The organism is Streptomyces sp. Rer75 (assembly GCF_013414305.1).
GTDB lineage: Bacteria > Actinomycetota > Actinomycetes > Streptomycetales > Streptomycetaceae > Streptomyces > Streptomyces himastatinicus.
Window position 1 is genome coordinate 2,488,380 of record NZ_CP058693.1, and the last position, 19,986, is coordinate 2,508,365.

Genomic DNA, 19,986 nt, shown 5'->3' on the forward strand with positions numbered 1-19,986 from the left:
AGTACGTATCGGAGCGGGGGGTACCTGCTCGGGGACCAGGTGGTGGAACGTGATGCGGAAGCACAGCGAGACCGAGGTCTTCCGGATCACCGGGGCCCGTCAGGGGCTGGCCGAGGACGTGCGCGGCCGGCAGCGGCGCTATGTGATCTCGATGTCGGTGCGGACGGTGGCGGTCGTGCTGGCGGCCGTGTTGTGGAACGTCGAGCGCCATGTGGCCATCGTTGCCCTGGTGCTGGGTGTGCTGCTGCCCTATGTGGCGGTGGTGATCGCGAACGCGGGCCGGGAGAACGCCCCTTCGCTCCCCACGACCTTCGTCTCGACGCCGCTGCGCCCGATGCTCAACCCCGGCCGGGACGAGACACCATCGGATGCGGAACCGCCTTCGGCACCGCATGCGGCGCCGCATTCGGCAGCGGCGGAATCCGGTCCGGAAGATGCCGCACATACCAGCGAGGATGGACGCGGGGGACACGGCTGACCTGCCGCGTTTCCGTAAGCTCAGGAAAACCTCAGATCAATCATGCTGTTCCGGTGCACCGCGCCCTATCCCTCGTGACATACTTCGTACGCGCTCCGCATCCCCCGTCGGAGCGACGGACCGACGCCGGGCGGCTCCCCCCGTGGCTGCCCGGCGTCGTCATGTCCGCGCCGGTTTCCGTAGCATCTGCGGTGTGAACATCCTCGACACCGCCACCGAGACCGACACCCCGATCTGCTCCGCCAAGGGCTGCCGCGCCCCCGCCGTCTGGGTGCTGGCCTGGAACAACCCCAAGATCCACACCCCGGAACGGCGGAAGACCTGGCTGGCGTGCGAGGAGCACCGCGAGCATCTGTCGAAGTTCCTGGGCATGCGCGGCTTCCTGAAGGACGTCGTGTCCCTGGAGGAGTGGTCGGCCGCCGAAAACCAGTGATCCGGCCGCGGAGGCCGGTGATCGACCGCGGACGCCGGTGATCGACCGCGGACGCCGGTGATCCGTCCGCGGTCGCCGGTGGTCAGCCGCCGATCGCTGACATCGGGCGGTCCGGCTGGAGGAACGACGGGTCGTCCAGCCCGGACCCCGCCTTCTTCCCCCACATCGCCTGCCGCCACAGCCGGGCGACCTCCTCGTCCGGCGCCCCGGAGCGCAGCGCGCCCCGCAGGTCGGACTCCTCGCGTGCGAACAGGCAGGTGCGCACCTGTCCGTCGGCGGTGAGCCGGGTGCGGTCGCAGGCGCGGCAGAAGGGGCGGGTGACGGAGGCGATGACGCCGACGCGGGCCGGGCCGCCGTCGACCAGCCAGCGCTCGGCGGGGGCGGAACCGCGCTCGTCCTCGCCCTCCGCGGTGAGCGTGAAGCGGGTGCGCAGGCTCTCCAGGATGTCCCCGGCGGTGATCATGCCCTCGCGCTGCCAGCCGTGCTGGGCGTCGAGCGGCATCTGCTCGATGAAGCGCAGCTCGTAGCCGCTGTCCAGGGCCCAGGCGAGAAGGTCGGGGGCCTCGTCGTCGTTGAGTCCGGGCATCAGCACGGCGTTGACCTTGACCGGGGTGAGCCCGGCGGAGTGCGCGGCGGCGAGGCCGCGCATCACGTCGCCGTGGCGCTTGCGGCGGGTCATGGTCTGGAAGACGTCGGGGCGCAGGGTGTCGAGCGAGACGTTGACCCGGTCCAGACCGGCGTCGCGCAGGGCGGCGGCGGTGCGCTCCAGGCCGATGCCGTTGGTGGTCAGGGACATCTCGGGCCGCGGGGTGAGGGCGGCACAGCGCTCGACGATGGAGACGAGGCCGGGCCGCAGCAGCGGCTCACCGCCGGTGAAGCGGACCTCGGTGACGCCGAGGTCGGTGACGGCGATCCGGATCAGCCGGACGATCTCGTCGTCGGTGAGCAGATCCGGTTTGGCGAGCCACTGGAGTCCCTCTTCCGGCATGCAGTAGGTGCACCGCAGGTTGCACCGGTCGGTCAGGGAGACACGCAGGTCGGTGGCGACTCGACCATAGGTGTCGATCAGCATGTCGGCGGCCCCTCACGGTTCGCTTGCGTGCGCTGCGATCAATTGTCCCGCACCGTACGCGAAGGCAGTGACATCGAGGGGCCGCCGGGGCGTCAGTGGGCGCCGTGTCCGGTGAGCGAGCGGACCTCCAGTTCGGCGTACTTGGCCTTGTCCGGCTCCTCCTTGGAGACGATCGTGCCCAGCCAGCCCAGCAGGAAGCCCAGCGGGATGGAGATCAGGCCGGGGTTCTCCAGCGGGAACCAGTGGAAGTCGATGTCCGGGAACATCGAGGTCGGCTTGCCGGAGACGACGGGCGAGAAGAGCACCAGGAAGACGGAGGAGATGAGTCCGCCGTAGATCGACCAGAGGGCGCCCTGGGTGGTGAAACGTTTCCAGAACAGGCTGTAGAGGATGGTCGGCAGATTGGCGGAGGCGGCGACCGCGAAGGCGAGGGCGACGAGCCCCGCGACGTTGAGATCTCGGGCGAAGACCCCGAGGACGACGGCGACGGTTCCGATGCCGACGGTGGCCCAGCGGGCGGCCCCGATCTCCTCCTTCTGGGTCGCCTGGCCCTTGCGGATCACGTTGGCGTACAGGTCGTGGGCGAAGGACGACGAGGAGGCGAGGGTGAGCCCGGCGACCACGGCGAGGATGGTGGCGAACGCCACCGCGGAGATCACCGCGAGCAGGATCGCGCCGCCGGTGGAGTCCGCGCCGCCGCCGATCTCCTCGGCGAGCAGGGGCGCCGCGGTGTTGCCGGACTTGTTGGAGGCGATGATCGCGTCGTGGTCCAGCAGGGCCGCCGCGCCGAAGCCCAGCGCGATCGTCATCAGGTAGAAGCCGCCGATGATGCCGATCGCCCAGTTGACCGACTTACGGGCGGCCTGGGCGGTGGGGACGGTGTAGAAGCGGATGAGGATGTGCGGCAGTCCGGCGGTGCCGAGGACCAGCGCGATGCCGAGCGAGAGGAAGTCGAGCTTGGAGGTGGCGTTGACCCCGTACTTCAGGCCCGGCTCCAGGAACGCACTGCCCATGCCGCTGTTCTTGGCCGCCTCGCCCAGCAGTTCGGAGACGTTGAAGTTGAACTTGAGCAGCACCAGGAAAGTGATCAGCAGCGTTCCCGCGATGAGCAGGACGGCCTTGACCATCTGCACCCAGGTGGTGCCCTTCATGCCGCCGATGGTGACGTAGAGCATCATCACCACGCCGACCAGCACGACGATGAGGATCTTCCCGGCCTCGCTGGTGATGCCCAGCAGCAGCGAGACGAGGACGCCCGCGCCCGCCATCTGGGCCAGCAGGTAGAAGATCGACACGACGATGGTGGAGACGCCCGCGGCGGTGCGCACCGGGCGCTGGCGCATCCGGTAGGCGAGTACGTCGCCCATCGTGTAGCGGCCGGAGTTGCGCAGCGGTTCGGCGACCAGGAGCAGGGCGACCAGCCAGGCGACGAGGAAGCCGATGGAGTACAGGAAGCCGTCGTAGCCGGAGAGCGCGATGGCCCCGGCGATGCCGAGGAAGGACGCGGCGGACATGTAGTCGCCGGAGATGGCGAGCCCGTTCTGGAAGCCGGAGAACTGTCTGCCACCTGCGTAGAAGTCGTTGGCGTCCTTGGTCTGCCGGCCCGCCCAGACGGTGATGGCCAGGGTCGCCACGACGAAGACCGTGAAGAGCGTGATGATCAGCGGACGGTTGTCCGACGCGCTCTCGGCCGCAAGCACGTAGTCGCTCATGAGCTATCCCCCAGACGGGCCTTGATGGCCTCCGCGCGCGGATCGAGCTTGGCGGCGGCGTGCCGGGAGTACCACCAGGCGATGAGGAAGGTGGTCAGGAACTGGGCGAGGCCGAACACCAGGGCGACGTTGATGTTGCCGATGAGCTTGGTGCCCATGAAGCCGCCCGCGTAGTTGGACAGCAGGACGTAGAGCAGGTACCAGCTGACGAACGCGATGGTCAGCGGGAAGGCGAACGAGCGGTGTGCGGTGCGCAGTTCGCCGAATTCGGGGCTCGCCTGCACCTCGTCGTACGGGGGGCGATGTTGCTGCCGCTGATCGTCGGGACGATCGCTGGCCGGTGCGGTATCCACGGTCTCTCCTGGTGAGTGGGTCCGACGGGGACGTACGACGGCGACGGTGATCCGGATCACGCATCGTAAATCGGGAGTGAGGTCCACAACAGGGTCTGGTGGTTGAAAGACGGAGAGAGATTCGGAGGAACGTTTGGATCCGGGCGCTGTGGCGGGCTTTCTTCCGGAATGTATTGATACCCGGCGATGATCAGCGATAGCTTCGCTCGTCATGTACCCGCCCACGCGCATCCGCGCTGCGGCGGTCGTTACGGATGAGGTGGAGACCCCATGGCTCAGCTGAGATCGGATGCCCCCAGACCCGGGACAGGTTCCACTGCGCGAAAGAAGTCTTCCGGATCGCGGGGGCTGACGCCGCGGGCCGTCGCCATACCCGCCGCCTTAGCGCTCACCGGCGCGCTGGCGTTCCTGCCGACCACGGCGGGCGCGATCGGGCAGGACAACCCCGCCCCCGCCGCCCCGGCCGCGACCGCCGACGACGGCCCGTCGCTCAGCTACGTCGTCAACGTCCGCCCGGGCCACCGCGACAGCTCGCGGATCGAGAAGGCGATCAAGCAGGCCGGCGGCACGGTCGTCACCTCGTACGACCGGATCGGCGTCATCGTCGCCCACTCGGCGAACCCCGACTTCGCCAAGACCCTCCGTACGGTCCGCGGCGTCGCCTCCGCCGGTGCCACCCGCACCGCGCCGCTGCCCGCCCAGTCCACCGGCGACGTCGGCACCCCGAAGCTGCTGAGCGAGAAGGAGCGCAAGGCGGTCGCGGCCCGTGCCAAGGCCGGTCAGGACCCGCTGGAGCCGCTCCAGTGGGACCTGCCCGCCATCAAGGCGGACAAGGCCCATGAGAAGACCCTCGGCAGCCGCAAGGTGACGGTCGCGGTCATCGACACCGGCGTGGACGACACCCACCCCGACCTCGCGCCCAACTTCGACCGCAAGGCCTCGGTCAACTGCGTGTCCGGAAAGCCGGACACGGCCGACGGCGCCTGGCGGCCCAGCGCCGAGGAGAGCCCGCACGGCACGCACGTCGCGGGCGAGATCGCCGCCGCGAAGAACGGCATCGGCGTCACCGGGGTCGCCCCGGGCGTCAAGGTGTCCGGCATCAAGGTGTCCACGACCGCCGGGTTCTTCTACACCGAGGCCGTCGTCTGCGGCTTCATGTGGGCCGCCGAGCACGGTGTCGACGTCACCAACAACAGCTATTACACCGACCCGTGGTACTTCAACTGCACCGGAGACCCGGACCAGAAGGCCCTGGTCGACGCGGTGCGCCGGGCCTCGTCGTACGCCGAGCGCAAGGGCGTGGTCAACGTGGCGGCGGCGGGCAACGAGAACTACGACCTCACCTCCGACAAGATCACCGACACCTCCAGCCCGAACGACACCACCCCCGGTGAGCGGGTCATAGACCCCAGCACCTGCCTGGACATCCCGACCCAGCTGCCGGGCGTCGTCACCACCGCCTCGACGGGCGCCAAGGGGCTCAAGTCGTCGTTCTCCAACCACGGGCTCGGCGTCATCGACGTCGCGGCCCCCGGCGGCGACAGCACCGTCTACCAGAAGCCCGCTCCCCCGGCCCAGGACGGCCGGATCTACAACACGCTCCCGGGCGGCAAGTACGGCTACATGGCGGGCACCTCGATGGCCTCCCCGCACGCGGCGGGCGTCGCGGCGCTCATCAAGAGCACCCACCCGCGGGCCTCCGCCGCAATGGTGAAGGCCCTCCTGAAGGCCCAGGCCGACGACACCGCCTGCCCGACGTCGTACGACATCGACGGCGACGGCAAGATCGACGCGGTGTGCGAGGGCGGCAAGGGCTACAACGGCTTCTACGGGGCCGGGCTCGTGGACGCCCTGGACGCGGTCAAGAAGTGACGCGCTGACAGGATGTACGGGCCGCCGGGCAGCACTTCCGCCCGGCGGCCCGTGCGTGTTCCCGGTGCCCTCCGACCCGGCCCGGATCGTCCGGCTCAGGCGGCTGCCGGAAGCGCCCTGAGCGGTGCTTCGCGGGCCGTCCGGCGCAGCAGTCCGGCGGTCAGCAGGTACTGCGCGGCGCAATAGGTGGCCATGATCCAGAACTGCGGTACGGGCAGCTGCGGCCAGTCCGCGAGACCGGCCGCGATCAGGCCGTCGGAGAGCAGGAACAGCGCCCCGCCGAGCCCGGTCCACGGGCCCGCCCGCAGCGCGCCCAGCGCCATCGTCGTCAGCAGCAGGCTGTACGCGGCGACCGGGACGCGCAGCCCCGCGTCCAGACCTGGCCACAGCGCGGCCGTGCTGCCGAGCCACACCGCCCCGTACCCGGCCGCCACCCACGGCCCCGTACGGCGCCGCCCGGACCGCGCGAACAGGGTGAGGTAGCTCAGGTGCCCGGCCGCGAAGCAGCCCATTCCGGCCAGGAAGGCGGTCTCACCGCCGAGTTGCAGCAGCACGTCCCCGCCGCAGCCGCACAGCAGCGCCGCCACCAGCGGGCGCGGCCCGCCGCGCAGCAGGACGTGCGCCGCGATGACCGGCATCAGGGCGGGCTTCGTCAGATGGACGAGCGTGGTGGCGTCCGCGAGCAGCGCGCCCAGATGCGTGGCGGCCAGCAGCGCGAAGAGTCCGGCGAGGGCGCGCGCGGCGCTCATACGGCGCGCTCCGGCTCCCGCTCCGCCGCACCCGCCGCGTCGGGCGGCGCCGCGGGCGCCCAGCCCGGGCCGCGGAAGACCCGCCCGGCCCGCTCGCGCCAGTCGCGGGCCGCCGCGATGTCCCGGGCGATGGCCGCGTACTCATGGGTGGCCACGCGCAGCGGGTTGTAGGTGTCGATGTTCTTGGTGAGCCCGAAGACCGGGGCTTCCGTTTCGGGGACGAACGACCGGAAGAGCCGGTCCCAGACGATGAGGATCCCGCCGAAGTTGCGGTCCAGATAGCCCCCTTGGGAGGCGTGGTGGACGCGGTGGTGCGACGGGGTGTTGAAGACGAACTCGATCGGGCGCGGCAGGGTGCCGATCCGCTCGGTGTGGATCCAGAACTGGTAGACGAGGTTCACCGACGAGCAGAACGCGACCGCGGCCGGGTGCACGCCGAGCGCGACCATCGGTACGTAGAACGGCCACACGGTCCAGGTGGTCCACGGCTGCCGCAACGCGGTGGTGAAGTTGAACTTGCGGCTGGAGTGGTGCACCACATGACAGGCCCACAGGATGCGGATCACATGGTGCCCGCGGTGCGACCAGTAGTAGAAGAAGTCCTGCGCGAGCAGCATCAGCGGCAGCGTCCACCACTCCACCGGGACGCGCAGCGGGGTGAGTTCGTACACGGCGGTGTAGACCGCCACGATCGGGATCTTCCACACCAGGTCGAAGACGAGGCTGCCGAGCCCCATGGTGACGCTGGTCGCGGCGTCCTTGGCCGCGTATCCGGCGGCGTCCTCGTCGGGGTGCAAGCGGTAACTCACCATCTCCACGACGGCGAGCAGCACGAAGGCGGGTATCGACCACAGCACGGCGTTGGGCAAATGCGGCATACCGGCAACATAGAACCGGTTTCACCCCACCGCCAGAGGCAGTTACCAACAAGTATGATAGACGTGATGTCAACAACGAGCCCGGGCCGGTCGGCTGACGGCACGTGCCCACACGGGCCCGGCGGCCCGGAGTGTCGGAGCCGGCCCGTATCCTCATGGACCATGCTCGAAGACCCCACGGCAGCCGCACCGCGAACCGCGTCAACACCCTCGTGGCCGGAGGCCTATCCGCAGGGGTATGCGGTGGTCGACGTCGAGACCACCGGTCTCGCCCGCGACGACCGGATCGTCTCCGCGGCGGTCTATCAGCTCGACGCCCGGGGCGCGGTGCAGGACCGCTGGTACACGCTGGTCAACCCGCAGCGCGATCCCGGCCCCGTGTGGATCCACGGCCTCACCCGGGAGACGCTGGCCGACGCCCCGCTCTTCCCGGACATCGCCGCCGCGTTCGCCGAGCGCCTCGACGGCCGCGTCCTGGTCGCGCACAACGCCGCCTTCGACTGGTCGATGATCGCCCGCGAGTTCGCCCGGTCGAAGACCGAGGCGCCGGTGCGTCAGCGGCTGTGCACCATCGCCCTCTCCAAGGAGCTGGGGCTGCCGCTGGCCAACCACAAGCTGGAGACCCTGGCCGCGCACTACGGGGTCGTCCAGGAGCGGGCCCACCACGCGCTGGACGACGCGCGCGTGCTCGCCGAGACCTTCCGGCCGAGCCTCCACCGGGCCGCCGAGGCCGGGGTGCGGCTGCCCCTGCTGGCCTGTCAGCCGCTCACCGAATGGTCGGACCCGCCGTCCCGCGGGATCGGCGCCCAGCGCTCGTACCGGCAGCAGAGCTGGCGTCCCAGCCGCAAGCGCCCCGCCTGCCCCTACCCCAACCCGGGGCGCTACCAGCCGGGCGGGCTGCTGACCCAGGGCATGCGGGTGGCGTTCTCCGGGGACACCTCGGTCGACCGGGAGCTGCTGGAGGACCGGGCGATCGAGGCGGGGCTGCACGTGGCGACCAGCGTGTCCCGGCTCACCAGCCTGCTGGTCACCAACGATCCGGACGCGGCCACCTCCAAGACGGTCAAGGCCCGCTCCTTCGGAACGCCCATCGTCGACGAGGCCGCCTTCACACAGCTGCTGCTCGACGTCACCCCTGCCGAGCCGACAATCAGGTGAAACCCACGCGACGCGCCCGCCCACCGCTCGCCCGTCACCGCCCGGGCCCGCACGCTGTGGCGCATGGCACGCTGTGAGGTCTGCGGAAACGACTACAACATGACGTTCGAGGTGCACGCCCAAGGCAATGTGCACGTCTTCGACTGCTTCTCCTGCGCCATCCACCGCATGGCGCCCATCTGCGAGCACTGCCGGTGCCAGATCATCGGCCAGGGGGTGGAGGTGGACGGCCATTACTACTGCGGCGCCCACTGCTCCCGCGCGGAGGGGAAGGAGGGCATCGTCGACCACGTCTGAGTCCGGTCCGGATGCGTGGATTGTCGTCCGGTGCCCCCCGTGGCCGGGGGACAATCCACGCCGAGTAGTGTCAAGGACGTGTACCGCTTCCTGTTGACCCGGCAGTGGGTGATCCTCACCCTGATCGGGCTCGCACTGATCCCCACCATGATCAGGCTGGGCTTCTGGCAGCTGCACCGCCACGAGGCCAAGGTCGCGCAGAACCAGCTGATCGGGAACAACCTCGGCGCCCCCGCCGTGCCGGTCGACAAGCTCACCGCCCCCGGCCGCGCCGTCCCCCGCGATGACACCTTCCGCACGGTGACCGCCACCGGGACGTACGACACGGCCCATGAGGTCGTCGTCCGCCAGCGCACCGGCTCCGACGAGCAGAGCATCGGCTACTTCGTCCTCACCCCGCTGATCGAGGGCAAGCGGGCCGTCCTGGTCAACCGGGGCTGGATCCCCGCCGGGGCCGACCTCACCAAGTTCCCCGAGGTCCCCGCCGCCCCCAGCGGCAAGGTCACCGTCACCGGCCGCCTCAAGGCCGACGAGACCAGCGCGGACAGCGGCATCAAGGACAAGCAGGGGCTGCCGCCGCGCCAGGTCATGCTGATCAACAGCGAGCATCAGGCCAAGGCACTCGGCCGCCCCCTCCAGGGCGGCTACATCGAGCTGACCTCGTCCTCCCCCAAGGGCGCCAAGCAGCCCGAGCCGGTGCCGGAGCCGGAGCACGACGACATCGGCCCCCATATGGCGTACGCGGTCCAGTGGTGGCTGTTCTCCGCCGGAGTGCCCGTCGGCTGGTTCGTCCTGGCCCGCCGCGAGCGCCGCGACCAGGCGGCCGAGGCCGCCAAGGCGGCCGCCGGGACCGCCGAGCCGAAGACCCCCGCCGCCGCGCACGCGGACTAGTTCTCCCGCTCTCCGGGAAGACGCCCGGACGTGGCACAGGACATCGACGACTACGCGCTCATCGGGGACCAGCAGACGGCGGCACTCGTCGGCCGCGACGGCTCGATCGACTGGCTGTGCCTGCCCCGCTTCGACTCCGCCGCCTGCTTCGCCGCCCTCCTCGGCGACGACGACAACGGCCACTGGCGGCTGGCCCCCAAGGGTGCCGGTGCCTGCACCCGCCGCGCCTACCTCGACGACTCCCTCGTCCTGGAGTCCGTCTGGGAGACCGGCACCGGCACCGTCAACGTCATCGACTTCATGCCGCAGCGCGACCGGGCGCCCGACGTCATCCGCATCGTGGAGGGCGTCTCCGGCAGCGTCGAGATGGCGGGCGTCCTGCGGCTGCGCTTCGACTACGGGCACGTCATCCCCTGGGTGCGGCGCACCGACGGCCACCGCATCGCCGTCGCCGGACCCGACTCCGTATGGCTGCGCTCCGAACCCGAGGTGCACACCTACGGCAAGGACTTCAGCACCCGCTCCGAGTTCACCGTCTCCGCCGGAGACCGGGTCGCCTTCGTCCTCACCTGGCACCCCTCCCACGAACCCCGGCCCCGCCTGGTCGACCCGTACGAGACCCTGCGGTCCAGCCTGGACGACTGGCGCGCCTGGGCCGCCCGCTGCCGCTACCGGGGCCCCTACCGGGACGCCGTCGTCCGCTCCCTCATCACCCTCAAGGCGCTCACCTACGCCCCCACCGGCGGCATCGTCGCCGCCCCCACCACCTCGCTGCCCGAGCGGCTCGGCGGGGTGCGCAACTGGGACTACCGCTACTGCTGGCTGCGCGACTCCACCCTCACCCTGAACGCCCTCCTCTCCGCCGGCTACCGCGAAGAGGCCGCCTCCTGGCGCGACTGGCTGCTCCGCGCGATCGCGGGCGACCCCGCCGAACTCCAGATCATGTACGGGCTCGGCGGCGAGCGGCGCCTCCCCGAACACGAGCTGCCGTGGCTGGAGGGATACGGCCACTCCGCCCCCGTCCGGGTCGGCAACGGCGCCGTCGCCCAGCGCCAGCACGACGTCTACGGCGAGGTCCTCGACACCTTCCACCTCGCCCGCGCCCACGGCATGGCGCCCGAGCCGCACGCCTGGAAGATCCAGAGCGCCCTCATGGACTTCCTCGAATCCGCCTGGCAGGACCCCGACGAAGGGCTGTGGGAGGTCCGCGGGCCCCGCCGCCACTTCGTCCACTCCAAGGTCATGGCCTGGGTCGCCGCCGACCGCGCCGTCCGCACCATCGAGGCCCACCCCGAGCTGAACGGCAACGCCGACCGGTGGCGCGCCATGCGGGACGCGGTCCACCGCGAGGTCTGCGACAAGGGCTACGACGCCTCCCGCGCCACCTTCACCCAGTCCTACGGCTCCACCGCGCTCGACGCCGCCACCCTCCTCATCCCCCGCGTCGGCTTCCTCCCCGCCGACGACCCCCGCGTCATCGGCACCATCGACGCGGTCCGCCGCGAACTCAGCCACGACGGCGTGATCCGCCGCTACTCCACCGACGACACCGCCGACGGCCTCCCCGGCAGCGAGGGCGCCTTCCTCGCCTGCTCCTTCTGGCTCGCCGACGCCCTCCACCTCAGCGGCCGCCGCGGTGCCGCTTCCGCCCTGTTCGACCGGCTGCTGTCCCTGCGCAACGACGTCGGCCTCCTCGCCGAGGAGTACGACCCCGGGGCCGGCCGGCTGCTCGGCAACTTCCCGCAAGCCTTCAGCCACATCGGTCTGGTGGGGACCGCCCTCACCCTTTCGGCCCCCGCCCAGGCAGACTGAACCCATGGATCTTGGACTCAAAGACCGCGTGTACATCGTCACCGGAGCCACCCGTGGGCTCGGCCGCGCCGCCGCGGCGGAGCTGGTCGCCGACGGCGCCAAGGCCGTCATCACCGGCCGCGACGCCGACACCGCCGCCGCGGCCGCCGCCGACCTCGGCCCGGACGTGGTCGGCGTCGCCGCCGACAACGCCGACCCCGACGCCGCCGAACGCCTCATCGCCACCGCCCGCGAACGGTTCGGCCGCTTCGACGGCATCCTCATCAGCGTCGGCGGGCCGCCCGCCGGGCCCACCGCCGACATCACCGACGCCCAGTGGCAGGCCGCCTTCGACTCGGTCTTCCTCGGCGCCGTGCGGCTCGCCCGGGCCGCCGCCGCCGAACTCACCCCCGGCGGGGTGATCGGCTTCGTCCTCTCCGGCTCCGTCCACGAGCCCGTTCCCGGCCTCACCGTCTCCAACGGCCTGCGCCCCGGGCTCGCGGGCTTCGCCAAGAACCTCTCGCTGGAGCTCGGCCCCCGCGGCGTCCGCGTCGTGGGCCTCCTCCCGGCCCGCGTCGACACCGACCGGGTGCGGGAGCTGGACGGGCTCTCCGGCGATGCGGACGCCGCCCGCGAGCGGAACTCCGCGCTGATTCCGCTGCGGCGGTACGGGACGCCTGACGAGTTCGGCAAGGCCGCCGCGTTCCTCCTCTCCCCTGCGGCGTCCTACCTCACCGGGCTGATGCTCCCGGTGGACGGGGGCGCGCTCCACGGCTGGTGAGGCGGGGGTCTTCCCGCACCCCGCCCCTACCCGACCCGGGGCTCCGCCCCGGACCCGGGTGGGGGCTCCGCCCCCACACCCCCGCCGGGGCTCCGCCCCTGAACCCCGCTCCTCAAACGCCGGAGGGGCTGGGAGTGGGGCATCACCGCCCCTGCACCGCGCGCTCCTCAATTGCCGGAGGGGCTGAGGGTGCGGCGTCACCGCCCCTGGGCCGCGCGCTCCTTGATTGCCGGAGGGGCCTGGATTTTGCTAACCCGGAACGGGGTGGGGGCGCGGTTGGTCCGGTGGGAGGTGCCGGGGCGGGGCCTCCGGGGCGGGGCCCCGGACCGTATATTTACGGCGCCGCTGCCGTGGAACGTGGGGTGGGCCGGAAGTCCACGGCGCCACAAATACACGTCAGCGTCCGGAACCCCACCCCTGCGACCCCGCCCCTCCGCCGCATGGCGGCTCCCCGCCGGAGCCACGTTCCGACGGCTGGGAGGAGGCAGGGGCCCCAGCCATCGGGCGAACAGGGAACCGGATCGGGGCCGGGGCCACCGGCGGGGAGCCGCCAGTCGACGGGAGGGGGCGGGGGCGCAGGGGTGGGGGCCTGGACGTTCCGTATATTTGTGGCGCCCATTTCCGGCCCACCCCACGTCTCCGGGCACCGGCGCCAAAAATATACGAGTCCAGGACCCTGCCCCGGAGGCCCCGCACCCGGCACCCAGGACCAACCACAGGCGCACCTACCGCGCTCGCTCCGCCTTGTGGTGTTCGCCCCGTAGGCGGACCTCCGCCGGTAGGTGGGGCAGGCCCGCTGAGGTGCGGGCTTGGGTCAGGGTTTCCGACTCCAGGCGGCGCAGCGTGGCCACCGGTTCCGCCCTCGCGTCCAGGACCAGGCCCACCCGCGCCCTCGGCGCGGTGCGGCGGCCGTGGAGGTGGACGTGGGCGTGGGCGACGCCGGACAGGGACTCCGCGTCGGCCCTCAGCGCGGCTTCGAGGGCGCGGCCGCGCAGGCGGGCGCCGGTGCCGTCGTCCAGCGGGACCAGTACGTCGTCCAGGCGGCGGCGCCGCAGTTGGGCCAGGGCCCACCACAGCGCGAGCAGGACCAGCACGCTCAGTGCCGCGATGACGCCGGGCCACCACCAGTCCTCGGCGCGCCAGCGCACCCGGTCCGCGCGGGTCAGCAGGACGGAGTTGGGGGAGCGCCGTCCGGCGAGGAGGACCGCCGCGCCCGCGCCCGCCAGGGCCAAGCCCAGTACCCCCAGCAGCGTCCGGTTCACGATCCGCATGGCGCCCGATCACCTCGCCGGTCGCCGTACGCGGACGGACAGGCCCGGCCGCCGGGCGAGCCCGAGTTGCCGGATGCCGTCTCCGAGCGCGGCCAGCAGGTCGGCCCGTACCTCGTCGAGGTCGCGGAAGTGCGCCTGGGCGCGGGCTGTGATCCGGCGGCGGCCGACATCGACCCGTACGGCGCGTACGCCGGGCACCGCCATCGCCCGGTCGCGGAGCACCAGACGGACGGCGGTGCGGTCGATTCCGGCCCGGATGGCGTGGGCATCGTTCTCGCCCTCGCCCATCGGCAGGAGCCCCCGCAGGCCCGGGGTCAGGGCCAGGGCCACCATCCACGCGCCGATCACGATCAGGGCCACCGCGATGCCCACGATCCAGCCGTCGTGGAGGGGACGCGTGGCGAGCTGTTCGGCGAGCCAGCGCCGCCACTCCATCACGGGGTGGCCGGTGCGTTCGGAGACGACGTCGTACAGGAGCAGGCCGAGCGCGCCGAGCAGCACCAGGGCGGTCAGCCCGGCGGGTACGCGCCGGGCGGACCAGAAGCGGCCGTGGCGGCCGGAACCGTTCATCGGACGTTCCCCCGGTCCAGCTGCGGTGAGTGCAGCCGTTCCACGGTCACCGCCACGTCCGGCACCTCCATGCCCGTCAGTTCGCCGACCCGCGTCGTCACATGGCGCCGTACCGCCGCGCACTGCGCGCCGATGTCGGACGGATAGCCCAGTTCGACGGCGACCCGGACGCGCGCGGCGCCCGCGCGGACCGCGACGGCCGCGTGCGGCAGCAGCCCGGGCCTACTGTTGAGCACTTCCCGCGCCGCCCGCGAGGCGATCTTCGCGACGACGCGGTCCGCGATGCGCGTCGCGCCCCGCTCGCCCGGTTCGCTCACGCTCACCGCCGCCGTTCACCACGGTCGCGGGTGCGGAAGAAGTCGCCCGCTTCCAGGTCACCGTCCAGGAACCGGCCCGCGAAGAACCCGACGGCGCCCAACGCCGCCACCAGCAGAAAGGCCCCGAAACCACCGAAGTATCCGGCGAAACCCAGTGCCATCCCTGCGATCACCCCGATCAGGGCCATATTCATCGTGTGCTCCCCTGCTGGAGCCGACCGGAGCCGCCGCGCAGCCGCTACTGCGGCTACTGAAGCCTGGGCTCCGGCGATTCCTCTTCCTCATCCGGCAACTTCACATCGCTGACCGCGATGTTGACCTCGACCACCTCGAGGCCGGTCATCCGCTCGACCGCCGTGATCACGTTCTCCCGCACGGCCCGGGCGACGTCGGCGATCGAGACGCCGTAGTCCACCACGATCTCCAGGTCGAGGGCCGTCTGCACCTCGCCCACCTCGGCCTTCACCCCGCGGGCGACAGACCTGCCGCCGCCGGGCACCCGGTCGCGGACGACCCCGAAGGTGCGGGCGATACCGCTGCCCATGGTGTGGACGCCGACCACGTCGCGGGCGGCCATTCCGGCGATCTTTTCGACCACGCCGTCGGCGATGGTGGTACGGCCACGCGATCCCGGGTCGACGCCGGCTCCGAAGGTCTTCGGCGTACCGGCGGACGGCTCCGCGACGGGGGTCTGGGGCCGGTTCCGTGGCGCGGTCTCGGACATCACCAATCACCCCTTCCTTTTCTATTTGCCCTACTTGCCACACTAAAGGTGCTTCGTCCGTAATGCTCGCACTATGCATCATTTAGGGAACCCACACGCCGAAGGGATGGCGCCATGGCCACGGACCGGCTCGCACAAGCCGTGCGGCAGCAGCTGCGGCTCGGCCGTCTTCTCCCCCTGGGCGGGCCGGAGGACGGGGCCTGGCTGACCGAGCGCGCGGCGGACGCCGTGCTGCGCCGGGCGGCCGACGCCGTGCCCGGCGTACGGCTCGGGGCGCTCCGTATCGCCCTGGCCGAACCGGAGGCCGCCGTGCCGCCCGCGGTCCCGGCCCCGCCGAGCGCGCTGCCGCCGGGGCCGCTGCGGGTCGAGGCGGAGTGCGCGGCGACGGTGGACCGGCCGCTGCCGGAGACGGCGGACCGGCTGCGCGGAGCCCTGCTGGGCGCGGCGGCGGAGCGGCTGGGGCTGGCGGTGGGCGCGGTGGACCTGCGGGTGACGGACGTACTGGAGGAGGTTCCGGGGCGCCCGCCCGCCGAGGAGCCGCCCCGGCGGGCGAATGAGCCGGACGACGGCTCGGCCGTCGCCGCCGCGGTCACCGCCGTGCCCGGGGTGGCCCGGCTCGCTCCGGTGCTGAGCCATCAGGCCGTACGGATCGAGGGGCCGCACGTCCGCGTCGAGCTGGCCGTCGCTCCGGGCCACCGCGCCCTGGACGTGGCCCGCGCGGTGCGCGGGGCGGTCGCGGCCACCGCGCCGCCCCCGGCGACGGTGGCCGTCCTCGTCACCGCCGTGGACGACGGCGGCTGACCGTCACCAGTGGTAGCGGTGGACCGCCTGGGCGACACAGCACGGCTTGTCGCCGCCGTCCCGTTCCACCACCAGGTCGATGACGGCCTGGGCGCCGCCGTCGCCGAGTTCCTCGACGGAGACAAGCGTCGCCCCGGCCCTGATCCTGGCGCCGACCGGGACCGGCGCCGGGAACCGCACCTTGTTGAGGCCGTAGTTGACGGCCATCCGGACGCCGCCCAGTTCGAGGATCTCGCTCCACAGCGGGATCAGCAGGGACAGGGTGAGATAGCCGTGGGCGATGGTGCCGCCGAAGGGGCCGTCCTTGGCCCGCTCGGGGTCGACGTGGATCCACTGGTGGTCGCCGGTGGCGTCGGCGAAGGTGTCGATCCGGTCCTGCTCGATCTGGTGCCACCGGCTGTGGCCGAGGTGCTGTCCCGCCAGCTGCTTCAGCTCGTCGAAGCTGTTCACGGTCGTGGGCATGCAGGGTCTCCGTTCATGGGGTTGCGTATCGTCAGCGCAGGGCGGACTTGCGGATCTTTCCGCTGGCGGTGCGCGGCAGCGCGGTCCGGAACTCGACCGCCTTCGGCACCTTGTACTTCGCGAGGCGGCCCGCGAGGTGGTCGAGCAGGTCCTGCGGCTCGGTGGCGGCTCCGGCCCGGAGGACCACGACGGCCTTGCCGACCTCGCCCCACCGGGCGTCCGGCATGCCGATCACGGCGCATTCGACGACGTCGGGGTGGTCGTACAGCGCGTTCTCGACCTCGGCCGGATAGACGTTCTCACCGCCCGAGATGATCATGTCTTTGACGCGGTCCACGATGAACACATAGCCGTCCTCGTCCCGCACCCCCACGTCCCCGGAGCGGAACCACCCGCCCTCCAGCAGCGCTTCCGCGGTCGCCTCCGGCAGGCCGTAGTAGCCGCGCATCACATGGGGGCCGTGCACCAGGATCTCGCCGGGCTCGCCGGGAGCCACCTCGCCCGTCAGGTCCGACCGGACCAGGCGGACGTCGGTGAAGAAGTGCGGTACGCCCGCGGAGCCCGCCTTGACGGCGCTCATCTCACGGTCGAGCAGCAGCGTCCCGGGGGACGCCTCGGTCATCCCGTACCCCTGGATGAAGGAGAGGCCGCGCCGCAGATAGACCTCGATCAGCGCCGTGGGGACGGGGGAACCGCCACACATCAGGATGCGGACGCTCGACAGGTCGGCCGTCTCCCAGCGCGGCGACTCCGCGACCGCCGCGAACATGGTGGGGACGCCGAACAGGCAGGTCACGCCCTGGCCCTCGATCAGGTCGAGCATCCGTTCCGCGTCGAAGCCGGGCTCTATCACCACGCGTCCGCCCTTGAGCAGGGTCGGCAGACAGGTCATGTTGAGCGCGGCGGTGTGGAAGAGGGGCGCGGTGACGAGGGTGATCTCGTCCGAGGCCAGATCGGTGTCGACCAGGACGTTGAGGCTGTTCCAGGTGATGTTCGCGTGGCTGAGGACGGCGCCCTTGGGCCGGCCGGTGGTGCCGGACGTATACATGATCATGCACGGGTCGTCGTCGGCCATGACCTCGTCCGCCCGGTCGCCCCCGTCCCCGTCCCCGTCCACCAGGTCGTCCACCGCCACCGCGATGCCCGGACCCGCCTCCGCGGCGGTCTCCGCGCAGCGCGGGTCGTGGAGGAGCAGCCGCGCACCGGAGTCGCTCAGCATGTAGGCCAGTTCGGGCGCGGCGAGCCGGGTGTTGAGCGGGACGAAGACGGCACCCACCGCGCAGGTGGCGAACAGCGCGTGGAGGAACGAGGGGTGGTTGGGGCCGAGGTAGGCGACGCGGTCGCCGCGCCCGATCCCCCGCGCCCGCAGGGCCCGGGCGTACCGGGTGACGGTCTCGTCCAGCTCCCGGTAGGTCTGGGTGTCGTCGCCGTGGACGATCGCGATCCGCCCGGGGGTCTTACGGGCCCGCCGCCGCGGCCACGATCCGATGCCGGTCCCCTGCTGCTCGAGCATCATCTCCCGCTCACTCCTTCGTGAGGCCGAGCAGCCGCGCCGCGTTGTCCTTGAGGATCAGCGGCCGAACCTCGGGCTTGATATCGAGTCGGTCGAAGTCGGCCAGCCACCGGTCCGGGTCGATCACCGGGTAGTCGGAGCCGAAGAGAACCTTGCGCTTGAGCAGCGAATTGGCGTAGCGGACCAGCTGCGGCGGGAAGTACTTGGGCGACCAGCCGGACAGGTCGATGTACACGTTCGGCTTGTGCGTGGCGACGGCCAGCGCCTCGTCCTGCCAGGGGAACGACGGATGGGCCAGGATGATCGGCAGATTCGGGAAGTCCACGGCGACGTCGTCCACGTCCATCGGGTTGGAGTACTTCAGCCGGATGCCGCCGCCCCCGGGCACGCCCGCGCCGATCCCGGTCTGCCCGGTGTGGAAGAGCGCGGGCACCCCCAGCTCCTCGATGGCCTCGTACAGCGGATAGAACCGCGGGTCGTTCGGGTGGAACGCCTGGAGGGAGGGATGGAACTTGAAGCCGCGCACCCCGTGGCCCTCGACCAGTCGCCGGGCCGCCCGCACCGCCGCCCGGCCCTTCCACGGGTCGACGCTGGCGAACGGGATGAGGACGTCGGCGTGTTCGGCGCAGGAGGCGGCGACCTCCTCGTTGCTGATCGGCGGATGGCCGGTGGCGCTCTCCGCGTCCACCGTGAAGACGACGGCGGCGATGCGGCGTTCGCGGTAGTGGGCGGCCAGCTCGGGGATGGTGGGCTGCCGGGCGCCATGGGTCTTGAAGTACGCGGCGGATGCCTCGGCCAGTTCGCCGCTCAGCGAGGAGTGACCGTCGGCCGAGACCTCGGCGTGGGTGTGGACGTCGATGGCGACGAGGTCGTCGAGGTTCACCGCCCGGCCCCCTCCGTACCCTTCAGGCTCTCCGGCTCGACGGGCGCGGGGATGCCGACGCCCTCCGGGTGCCGCCCCAGCGACGTACCCCAGACGCCCGCGATGGCGTCCGCGTCCCAGCCGCCCTCGCGGTAGACCGCGGAAGTCTCCTCGGGGTGGGTCCACAGGGTCAGCCGGTCGCCGCCGACGCCGATGGCCTGCCCGGTGATGCCGTCGGCGGCGTCCGAGGCGAGGAAGACCACGAGCCCGGCGACGTCGTCGGCGGTGCCGAAGCCCTCGCCCTGCCGCAGCCAGCCGGGCAGCGGCTCGCCGCGCTCCTCGTACGCCTCGACGTACGGCGCGAAGGCGGGGATGGTCGCGGTCATGGCGGTCGCGGCGACGGGGATCACCGCGTTGACGCCGATCCCGGCCTTGGCGCACTCCATCGACCAGGTGCGGGTCATGCCGACGATGCCCGCCTTGGCGGCGGAGTAGTTGGTCTGCCCGAAGTTGCCGCGCTGTCCCGCGGGTGAGCCGATGAGGATCAGACGGCCGCCCCCGCCGCGCTCGCGCATGTGCCGGACGGCGGCGCGGGCGCAGGTGAAGGTGCCCTTGAGGTGGACGCCGACGACCGCGTCGAAGTCCTCGTCGGTCATCTTCCACAGCACCCGGTCGCGCAGGATGCCCGCGTTGGTGACGAGCACGTCCAGCCGTCCGAACGCCTCGACCGCGCGGTCCACGAGCGCGTCGGCGACCTCGCTGGTGCCGACCGCCCCGGGCGCGGCGACCGCCGTACCGCCCTCGTCGGTGATGACCTTGACCGCCTGTTCTGCGGTGGCTGCGTCGGCGTCGTTGACGACCACGCGGGCCCCCGCCCGGGCCAGGGCGCGGGCGTAGGCGAGGCCGAGGCCGCGCCCCGCTCCGGTGACCAGGGCGGTCTTCCCCGTCAGCTCCATGGGCTTCGGTTCCTTCCACGAGTATCATCAGGGTTCCTGATTCTG

At 71.8% G+C, this 19,986-nt stretch carries 23 protein-coding genes; 9 read left to right on the top strand and 14 right to left on the bottom strand.

The features are described 5' to 3' along the window. Window positions 1-52: 52 nt before the first annotated feature. Together HYQ63_RS10230 and HYQ63_RS10235 are read left to right on the top strand one after the other, a co-directional pair. Entirely contained in the window at window positions 53-478 is a 426-nt protein-coding gene (locus HYQ63_RS10230) for a DUF3099 domain-containing protein (RefSeq protein ID WP_179933532.1), read from the top strand. A gap of 193 nt (window positions 479-671) precedes the next feature. Beyond that, entirely contained in the window at window positions 672-911 is a 240-nt protein-coding gene (locus tag HYQ63_RS10235; RefSeq protein WP_179933533.1) for a hypothetical protein, read from the top strand. 82 nt (window positions 912-993) lie between these two features. Here the strand turns inward: HYQ63_RS10235 and moaA are convergent, their stop codons facing one another. The 3 genes from moaA to HYQ63_RS10250 all read right to left on the bottom strand — a co-directional run bounded on the left by moaA (window position 994) and on the right by HYQ63_RS10250 (window position 4,048). Continuing rightward, complete coding sequence (moaA, locus tag HYQ63_RS10240) at window positions 994-1,983, bottom strand: GTP 3',8-cyclase MoaA (RefSeq protein WP_179933534.1); 990 nt, start codon at window positions 1,981-1,983, stop codon at window positions 994-996. A gap of 92 nt (window positions 1,984-2,075) precedes the next feature. Then, a complete protein-coding gene (locus HYQ63_RS10245) occupies window positions 2,076-3,695 on the bottom strand; it encodes a cation acetate symporter (RefSeq protein WP_179933535.1) in 1,620 nt (539 codons plus the stop codon). Continuing rightward, window positions 3,692-4,048, bottom strand: coding sequence for a DUF485 domain-containing protein (locus HYQ63_RS10250; RefSeq protein ID WP_179933536.1), 357 nt, complete (start codon window positions 4,046-4,048; stop codon window positions 3,692-3,694). The genes HYQ63_RS10245 and HYQ63_RS10250 overlap by 4 nt, the downstream gene beginning before the upstream one ends. 270 nt (window positions 4,049-4,318) lie before the next feature. Between HYQ63_RS10250 and HYQ63_RS10255 the strand changes: the two genes are divergently transcribed. Further along, complete coding sequence (locus HYQ63_RS10255) at window positions 4,319-5,920, top strand: S8 family serine peptidase (RefSeq protein ID WP_373689055.1); 1,602 nt, start codon at window positions 4,319-4,321, stop codon at window positions 5,918-5,920. A 95-nt stretch (window positions 5,921-6,015) separates the two neighbouring features. Here the strand turns inward: HYQ63_RS10255 and HYQ63_RS10260 are convergent, their stop codons facing one another. After that, entirely contained in the window at window positions 6,016-6,669 is a 654-nt protein-coding gene (locus HYQ63_RS10260; RefSeq protein WP_179933537.1) for a lysoplasmalogenase, read from the bottom strand. Next, window positions 6,666-7,547 carry a sterol desaturase family protein gene (locus HYQ63_RS10265; protein ID WP_179933538.1) on the bottom strand — a complete coding sequence of 294 codons (882 nt, stop codon included), beginning with the start codon at window positions 7,545-7,547 and terminating at the stop codon, window positions 6,666-6,668. The genes HYQ63_RS10260 and HYQ63_RS10265 overlap by 4 nt, the downstream gene beginning before the upstream one ends. Before the next feature lie 162 nt (window positions 7,548-7,709). Here HYQ63_RS10265 and HYQ63_RS10270 point away from each other — a divergent pair, with 162 nt between their 5' ends. From HYQ63_RS10270 to HYQ63_RS10290, 5 genes are all read left to right on the top strand, one after another. Next, the gene (locus HYQ63_RS10270; RefSeq protein ID WP_123106035.1) at window positions 7,710-8,705 is read left to right on the top strand and encodes a DEDDh family exonuclease; all 996 of its coding nucleotides are present in this window, start codon (window positions 7,710-7,712) and stop codon (window positions 8,703-8,705) included. Window positions 8,706-8,768: 63 nt separating this feature from the next. Continuing rightward, entirely contained in the window at window positions 8,769-9,002 is a 234-nt protein-coding gene (locus HYQ63_RS10275; RefSeq protein ID WP_179933539.1) for a hypothetical protein, read from the top strand. A 78-nt stretch (window positions 9,003-9,080) separates the two neighbouring features. Then, on the top strand, window positions 9,081-9,893 hold the full coding sequence (locus HYQ63_RS10280; protein ID WP_179933540.1) for an SURF1 family protein: 813 nt from the start codon (window positions 9,081-9,083) through the stop codon (window positions 9,891-9,893). Between the two features lie 30 nt (window positions 9,894-9,923). Beyond that, window positions 9,924-11,705, top strand: coding sequence for a glycoside hydrolase family 15 protein (locus HYQ63_RS10285; protein WP_179933541.1), 1,782 nt, complete (start codon window positions 9,924-9,926; stop codon window positions 11,703-11,705). Between the two features lie 4 nt (window positions 11,706-11,709). Then, on the top strand, window positions 11,710-12,465 hold the full coding sequence (locus HYQ63_RS10290; RefSeq protein WP_179933542.1) for an SDR family oxidoreductase: 756 nt from the start codon (window positions 11,710-11,712) through the stop codon (window positions 12,463-12,465). Window positions 12,466-13,190: 725 nt separating this feature from the next. Here the strand turns inward: HYQ63_RS10290 and amaP are convergent. Genes amaP through HYQ63_RS10315 form a run of 5 tightly spaced genes read right to left on the bottom strand, consistent with a single transcriptional unit; the run spans window position 13,191 to window position 15,347 of the window. Continuing rightward, window positions 13,191-13,736 carry an alkaline shock response membrane anchor protein AmaP gene (amaP, locus tag HYQ63_RS10295; RefSeq protein WP_179933543.1) on the bottom strand — a complete coding sequence of 182 codons (546 nt, stop codon included), beginning with the start codon at window positions 13,734-13,736 and terminating at the stop codon, window positions 13,191-13,193. Window positions 13,737-13,745: 9 nt separating this feature from the next. After that, window positions 13,746-14,306, bottom strand: coding sequence for a DUF6286 domain-containing protein (locus tag HYQ63_RS10300; protein ID WP_179933544.1), 561 nt, complete (start codon window positions 14,304-14,306; stop codon window positions 13,746-13,748). Then, window positions 14,303-14,629, bottom strand: coding sequence for a hypothetical protein (locus tag HYQ63_RS10305; protein ID WP_179933545.1), 327 nt, complete (start codon window positions 14,627-14,629; stop codon window positions 14,303-14,305). The genes HYQ63_RS10300 and HYQ63_RS10305 overlap by 4 nt, the downstream gene beginning before the upstream one ends. Continuing rightward, window positions 14,626-14,817, bottom strand: a complete 192-nt coding sequence (locus HYQ63_RS10310; RefSeq protein ID WP_179933546.1) for a hypothetical protein — start codon at window positions 14,815-14,817, stop codon at window positions 14,626-14,628. Before HYQ63_RS10310 ends, HYQ63_RS10305 begins: the two co-directional genes overlap by 4 nt. Window positions 14,818-14,870: 53 nt before the next feature. Continuing rightward, window positions 14,871-15,347, bottom strand: a complete 477-nt coding sequence (locus HYQ63_RS10315; RefSeq protein ID WP_179933547.1) for an Asp23/Gls24 family envelope stress response protein — start codon at window positions 15,345-15,347, stop codon at window positions 14,871-14,873. A 114-nt stretch (window positions 15,348-15,461) separates the two neighbouring features. Here HYQ63_RS10315 and HYQ63_RS10320 point away from each other — a divergent pair, with 114 nt between their 5' ends. After that, a complete protein-coding gene (locus HYQ63_RS10320) occupies window positions 15,462-16,148 on the top strand; it encodes a hypothetical protein (protein WP_179933548.1) in 687 nt (228 codons plus the stop codon). Between the two features lie 3 nt (window positions 16,149-16,151). Here HYQ63_RS10320 and HYQ63_RS10325 read toward each other — a convergent pair whose 3' ends face one another. The 4 genes from HYQ63_RS10325 to HYQ63_RS10340 are packed head-to-tail and all read right to left on the bottom strand — an operon-like array spanning window position 16,152 to window position 19,941. Next, window positions 16,152-16,610, bottom strand: a complete 459-nt coding sequence (locus HYQ63_RS10325) for a MaoC family dehydratase (protein WP_179933549.1) — start codon at window positions 16,608-16,610, stop codon at window positions 16,152-16,154. A gap of 31 nt (window positions 16,611-16,641) precedes the next feature. Next, window positions 16,642-18,126, bottom strand: coding sequence for a long-chain fatty acid--CoA ligase (locus HYQ63_RS10330; RefSeq protein ID WP_179933550.1), 1,485 nt, complete (start codon window positions 18,124-18,126; stop codon window positions 16,642-16,644). 7 nt (window positions 18,127-18,133) lie between these two features. Further along, window positions 18,134-19,006, bottom strand: a complete 873-nt coding sequence (locus HYQ63_RS10335; protein WP_179933551.1) for an amidohydrolase family protein — start codon at window positions 19,004-19,006, stop codon at window positions 18,134-18,136. Next, the gene (locus tag HYQ63_RS10340) at window positions 19,003-19,941 is read right to left on the bottom strand and encodes an SDR family NAD(P)-dependent oxidoreductase (protein WP_179933552.1); all 939 of its coding nucleotides are present in this window, start codon (window positions 19,939-19,941) and stop codon (window positions 19,003-19,005) included. Before HYQ63_RS10340 ends, HYQ63_RS10335 begins: the two co-directional genes overlap by 4 nt. Window positions 19,942-19,986 lie beyond the last annotated feature (45 nt).

What these genes read in the sequence shown, in the direction of transcription:
- HYQ63_RS10230 (WP_179933532.1), top strand. Translation starts at nt 53, where the DNA reads ATGCGGAAGCACAGCGAGACCGAGGTCTTCCGGATCACCGGGGCCCGT.
- HYQ63_RS10255 (WP_373689055.1), top strand. Translation starts at nt 4,319, where the DNA reads ATGGCTCAGCTGAGATCGGATGCCCCCAGACCCGGGACAGGTTCCACT.
- HYQ63_RS10340 (WP_179933552.1), bottom strand. Translation starts at nt 19,941, where the DNA reads ATGGAGCTGACGGGGAAGACCGCCCTGGTCACCGGAGCGGGGCGCGGC.
- HYQ63_RS10270 (WP_123106035.1), top strand. Translation starts at nt 7,710, where the DNA reads ATGCTCGAAGACCCCACGGCAGCCGCACCGCGAACCGCGTCAACACCC.
- HYQ63_RS10265 (WP_179933538.1), bottom strand. Translation starts at nt 7,547, where the DNA reads ATGCCGCATTTGCCCAACGCCGTGCTGTGGTCGATACCCGCCTTCGTG.
- HYQ63_RS10260 (WP_179933537.1), bottom strand. Translation starts at nt 6,669, where the DNA reads ATGAGCGCCGCGCGCGCCCTCGCCGGACTCTTCGCGCTGCTGGCCGCC.
- HYQ63_RS10275 (WP_179933539.1), top strand. Translation starts at nt 8,769, where the DNA reads ATGGCACGCTGTGAGGTCTGCGGAAACGACTACAACATGACGTTCGAG.
- HYQ63_RS10300 (WP_179933544.1), bottom strand. Translation starts at nt 14,306, where the DNA reads ATGAACGGTTCCGGCCGCCACGGCCGCTTCTGGTCCGCCCGGCGCGTA.
- HYQ63_RS10315 (WP_179933547.1), bottom strand. Translation starts at nt 15,347, where the DNA reads ATGTCCGAGACCGCGCCACGGAACCGGCCCCAGACCCCCGTCGCGGAG.
- HYQ63_RS10310 (WP_179933546.1), bottom strand. Translation starts at nt 14,817, where the DNA reads ATGAATATGGCCCTGATCGGGGTGATCGCAGGGATGGCACTGGGTTTC.
- HYQ63_RS10320 (WP_179933548.1), top strand. Translation starts at nt 15,462, where the DNA reads ATGGCCACGGACCGGCTCGCACAAGCCGTGCGGCAGCAGCTGCGGCTC.
- HYQ63_RS10330 (WP_179933550.1), bottom strand. Translation starts at nt 18,126, where the DNA reads ATGATGCTCGAGCAGCAGGGGACCGGCATCGGATCGTGGCCGCGGCGG.
- HYQ63_RS10290 (WP_179933542.1), top strand. Translation starts at nt 11,710, where the DNA reads ATGGATCTTGGACTCAAAGACCGCGTGTACATCGTCACCGGAGCCACC.
- amaP (WP_179933543.1), bottom strand. Translation starts at nt 13,736, where the DNA reads ATGCGGATCGTGAACCGGACGCTGCTGGGGGTACTGGGCTTGGCCCTG.
- HYQ63_RS10245 (WP_179933535.1), bottom strand. Translation starts at nt 3,695, where the DNA reads ATGAGCGACTACGTGCTTGCGGCCGAGAGCGCGTCGGACAACCGTCCG.
- HYQ63_RS10325 (WP_179933549.1), bottom strand. Translation starts at nt 16,610, where the DNA reads ATGCCCACGACCGTGAACAGCTTCGACGAGCTGAAGCAGCTGGCGGGA.
- moaA (WP_179933534.1), bottom strand. Translation starts at nt 1,983, where the DNA reads ATGCTGATCGACACCTATGGTCGAGTCGCCACCGACCTGCGTGTCTCC.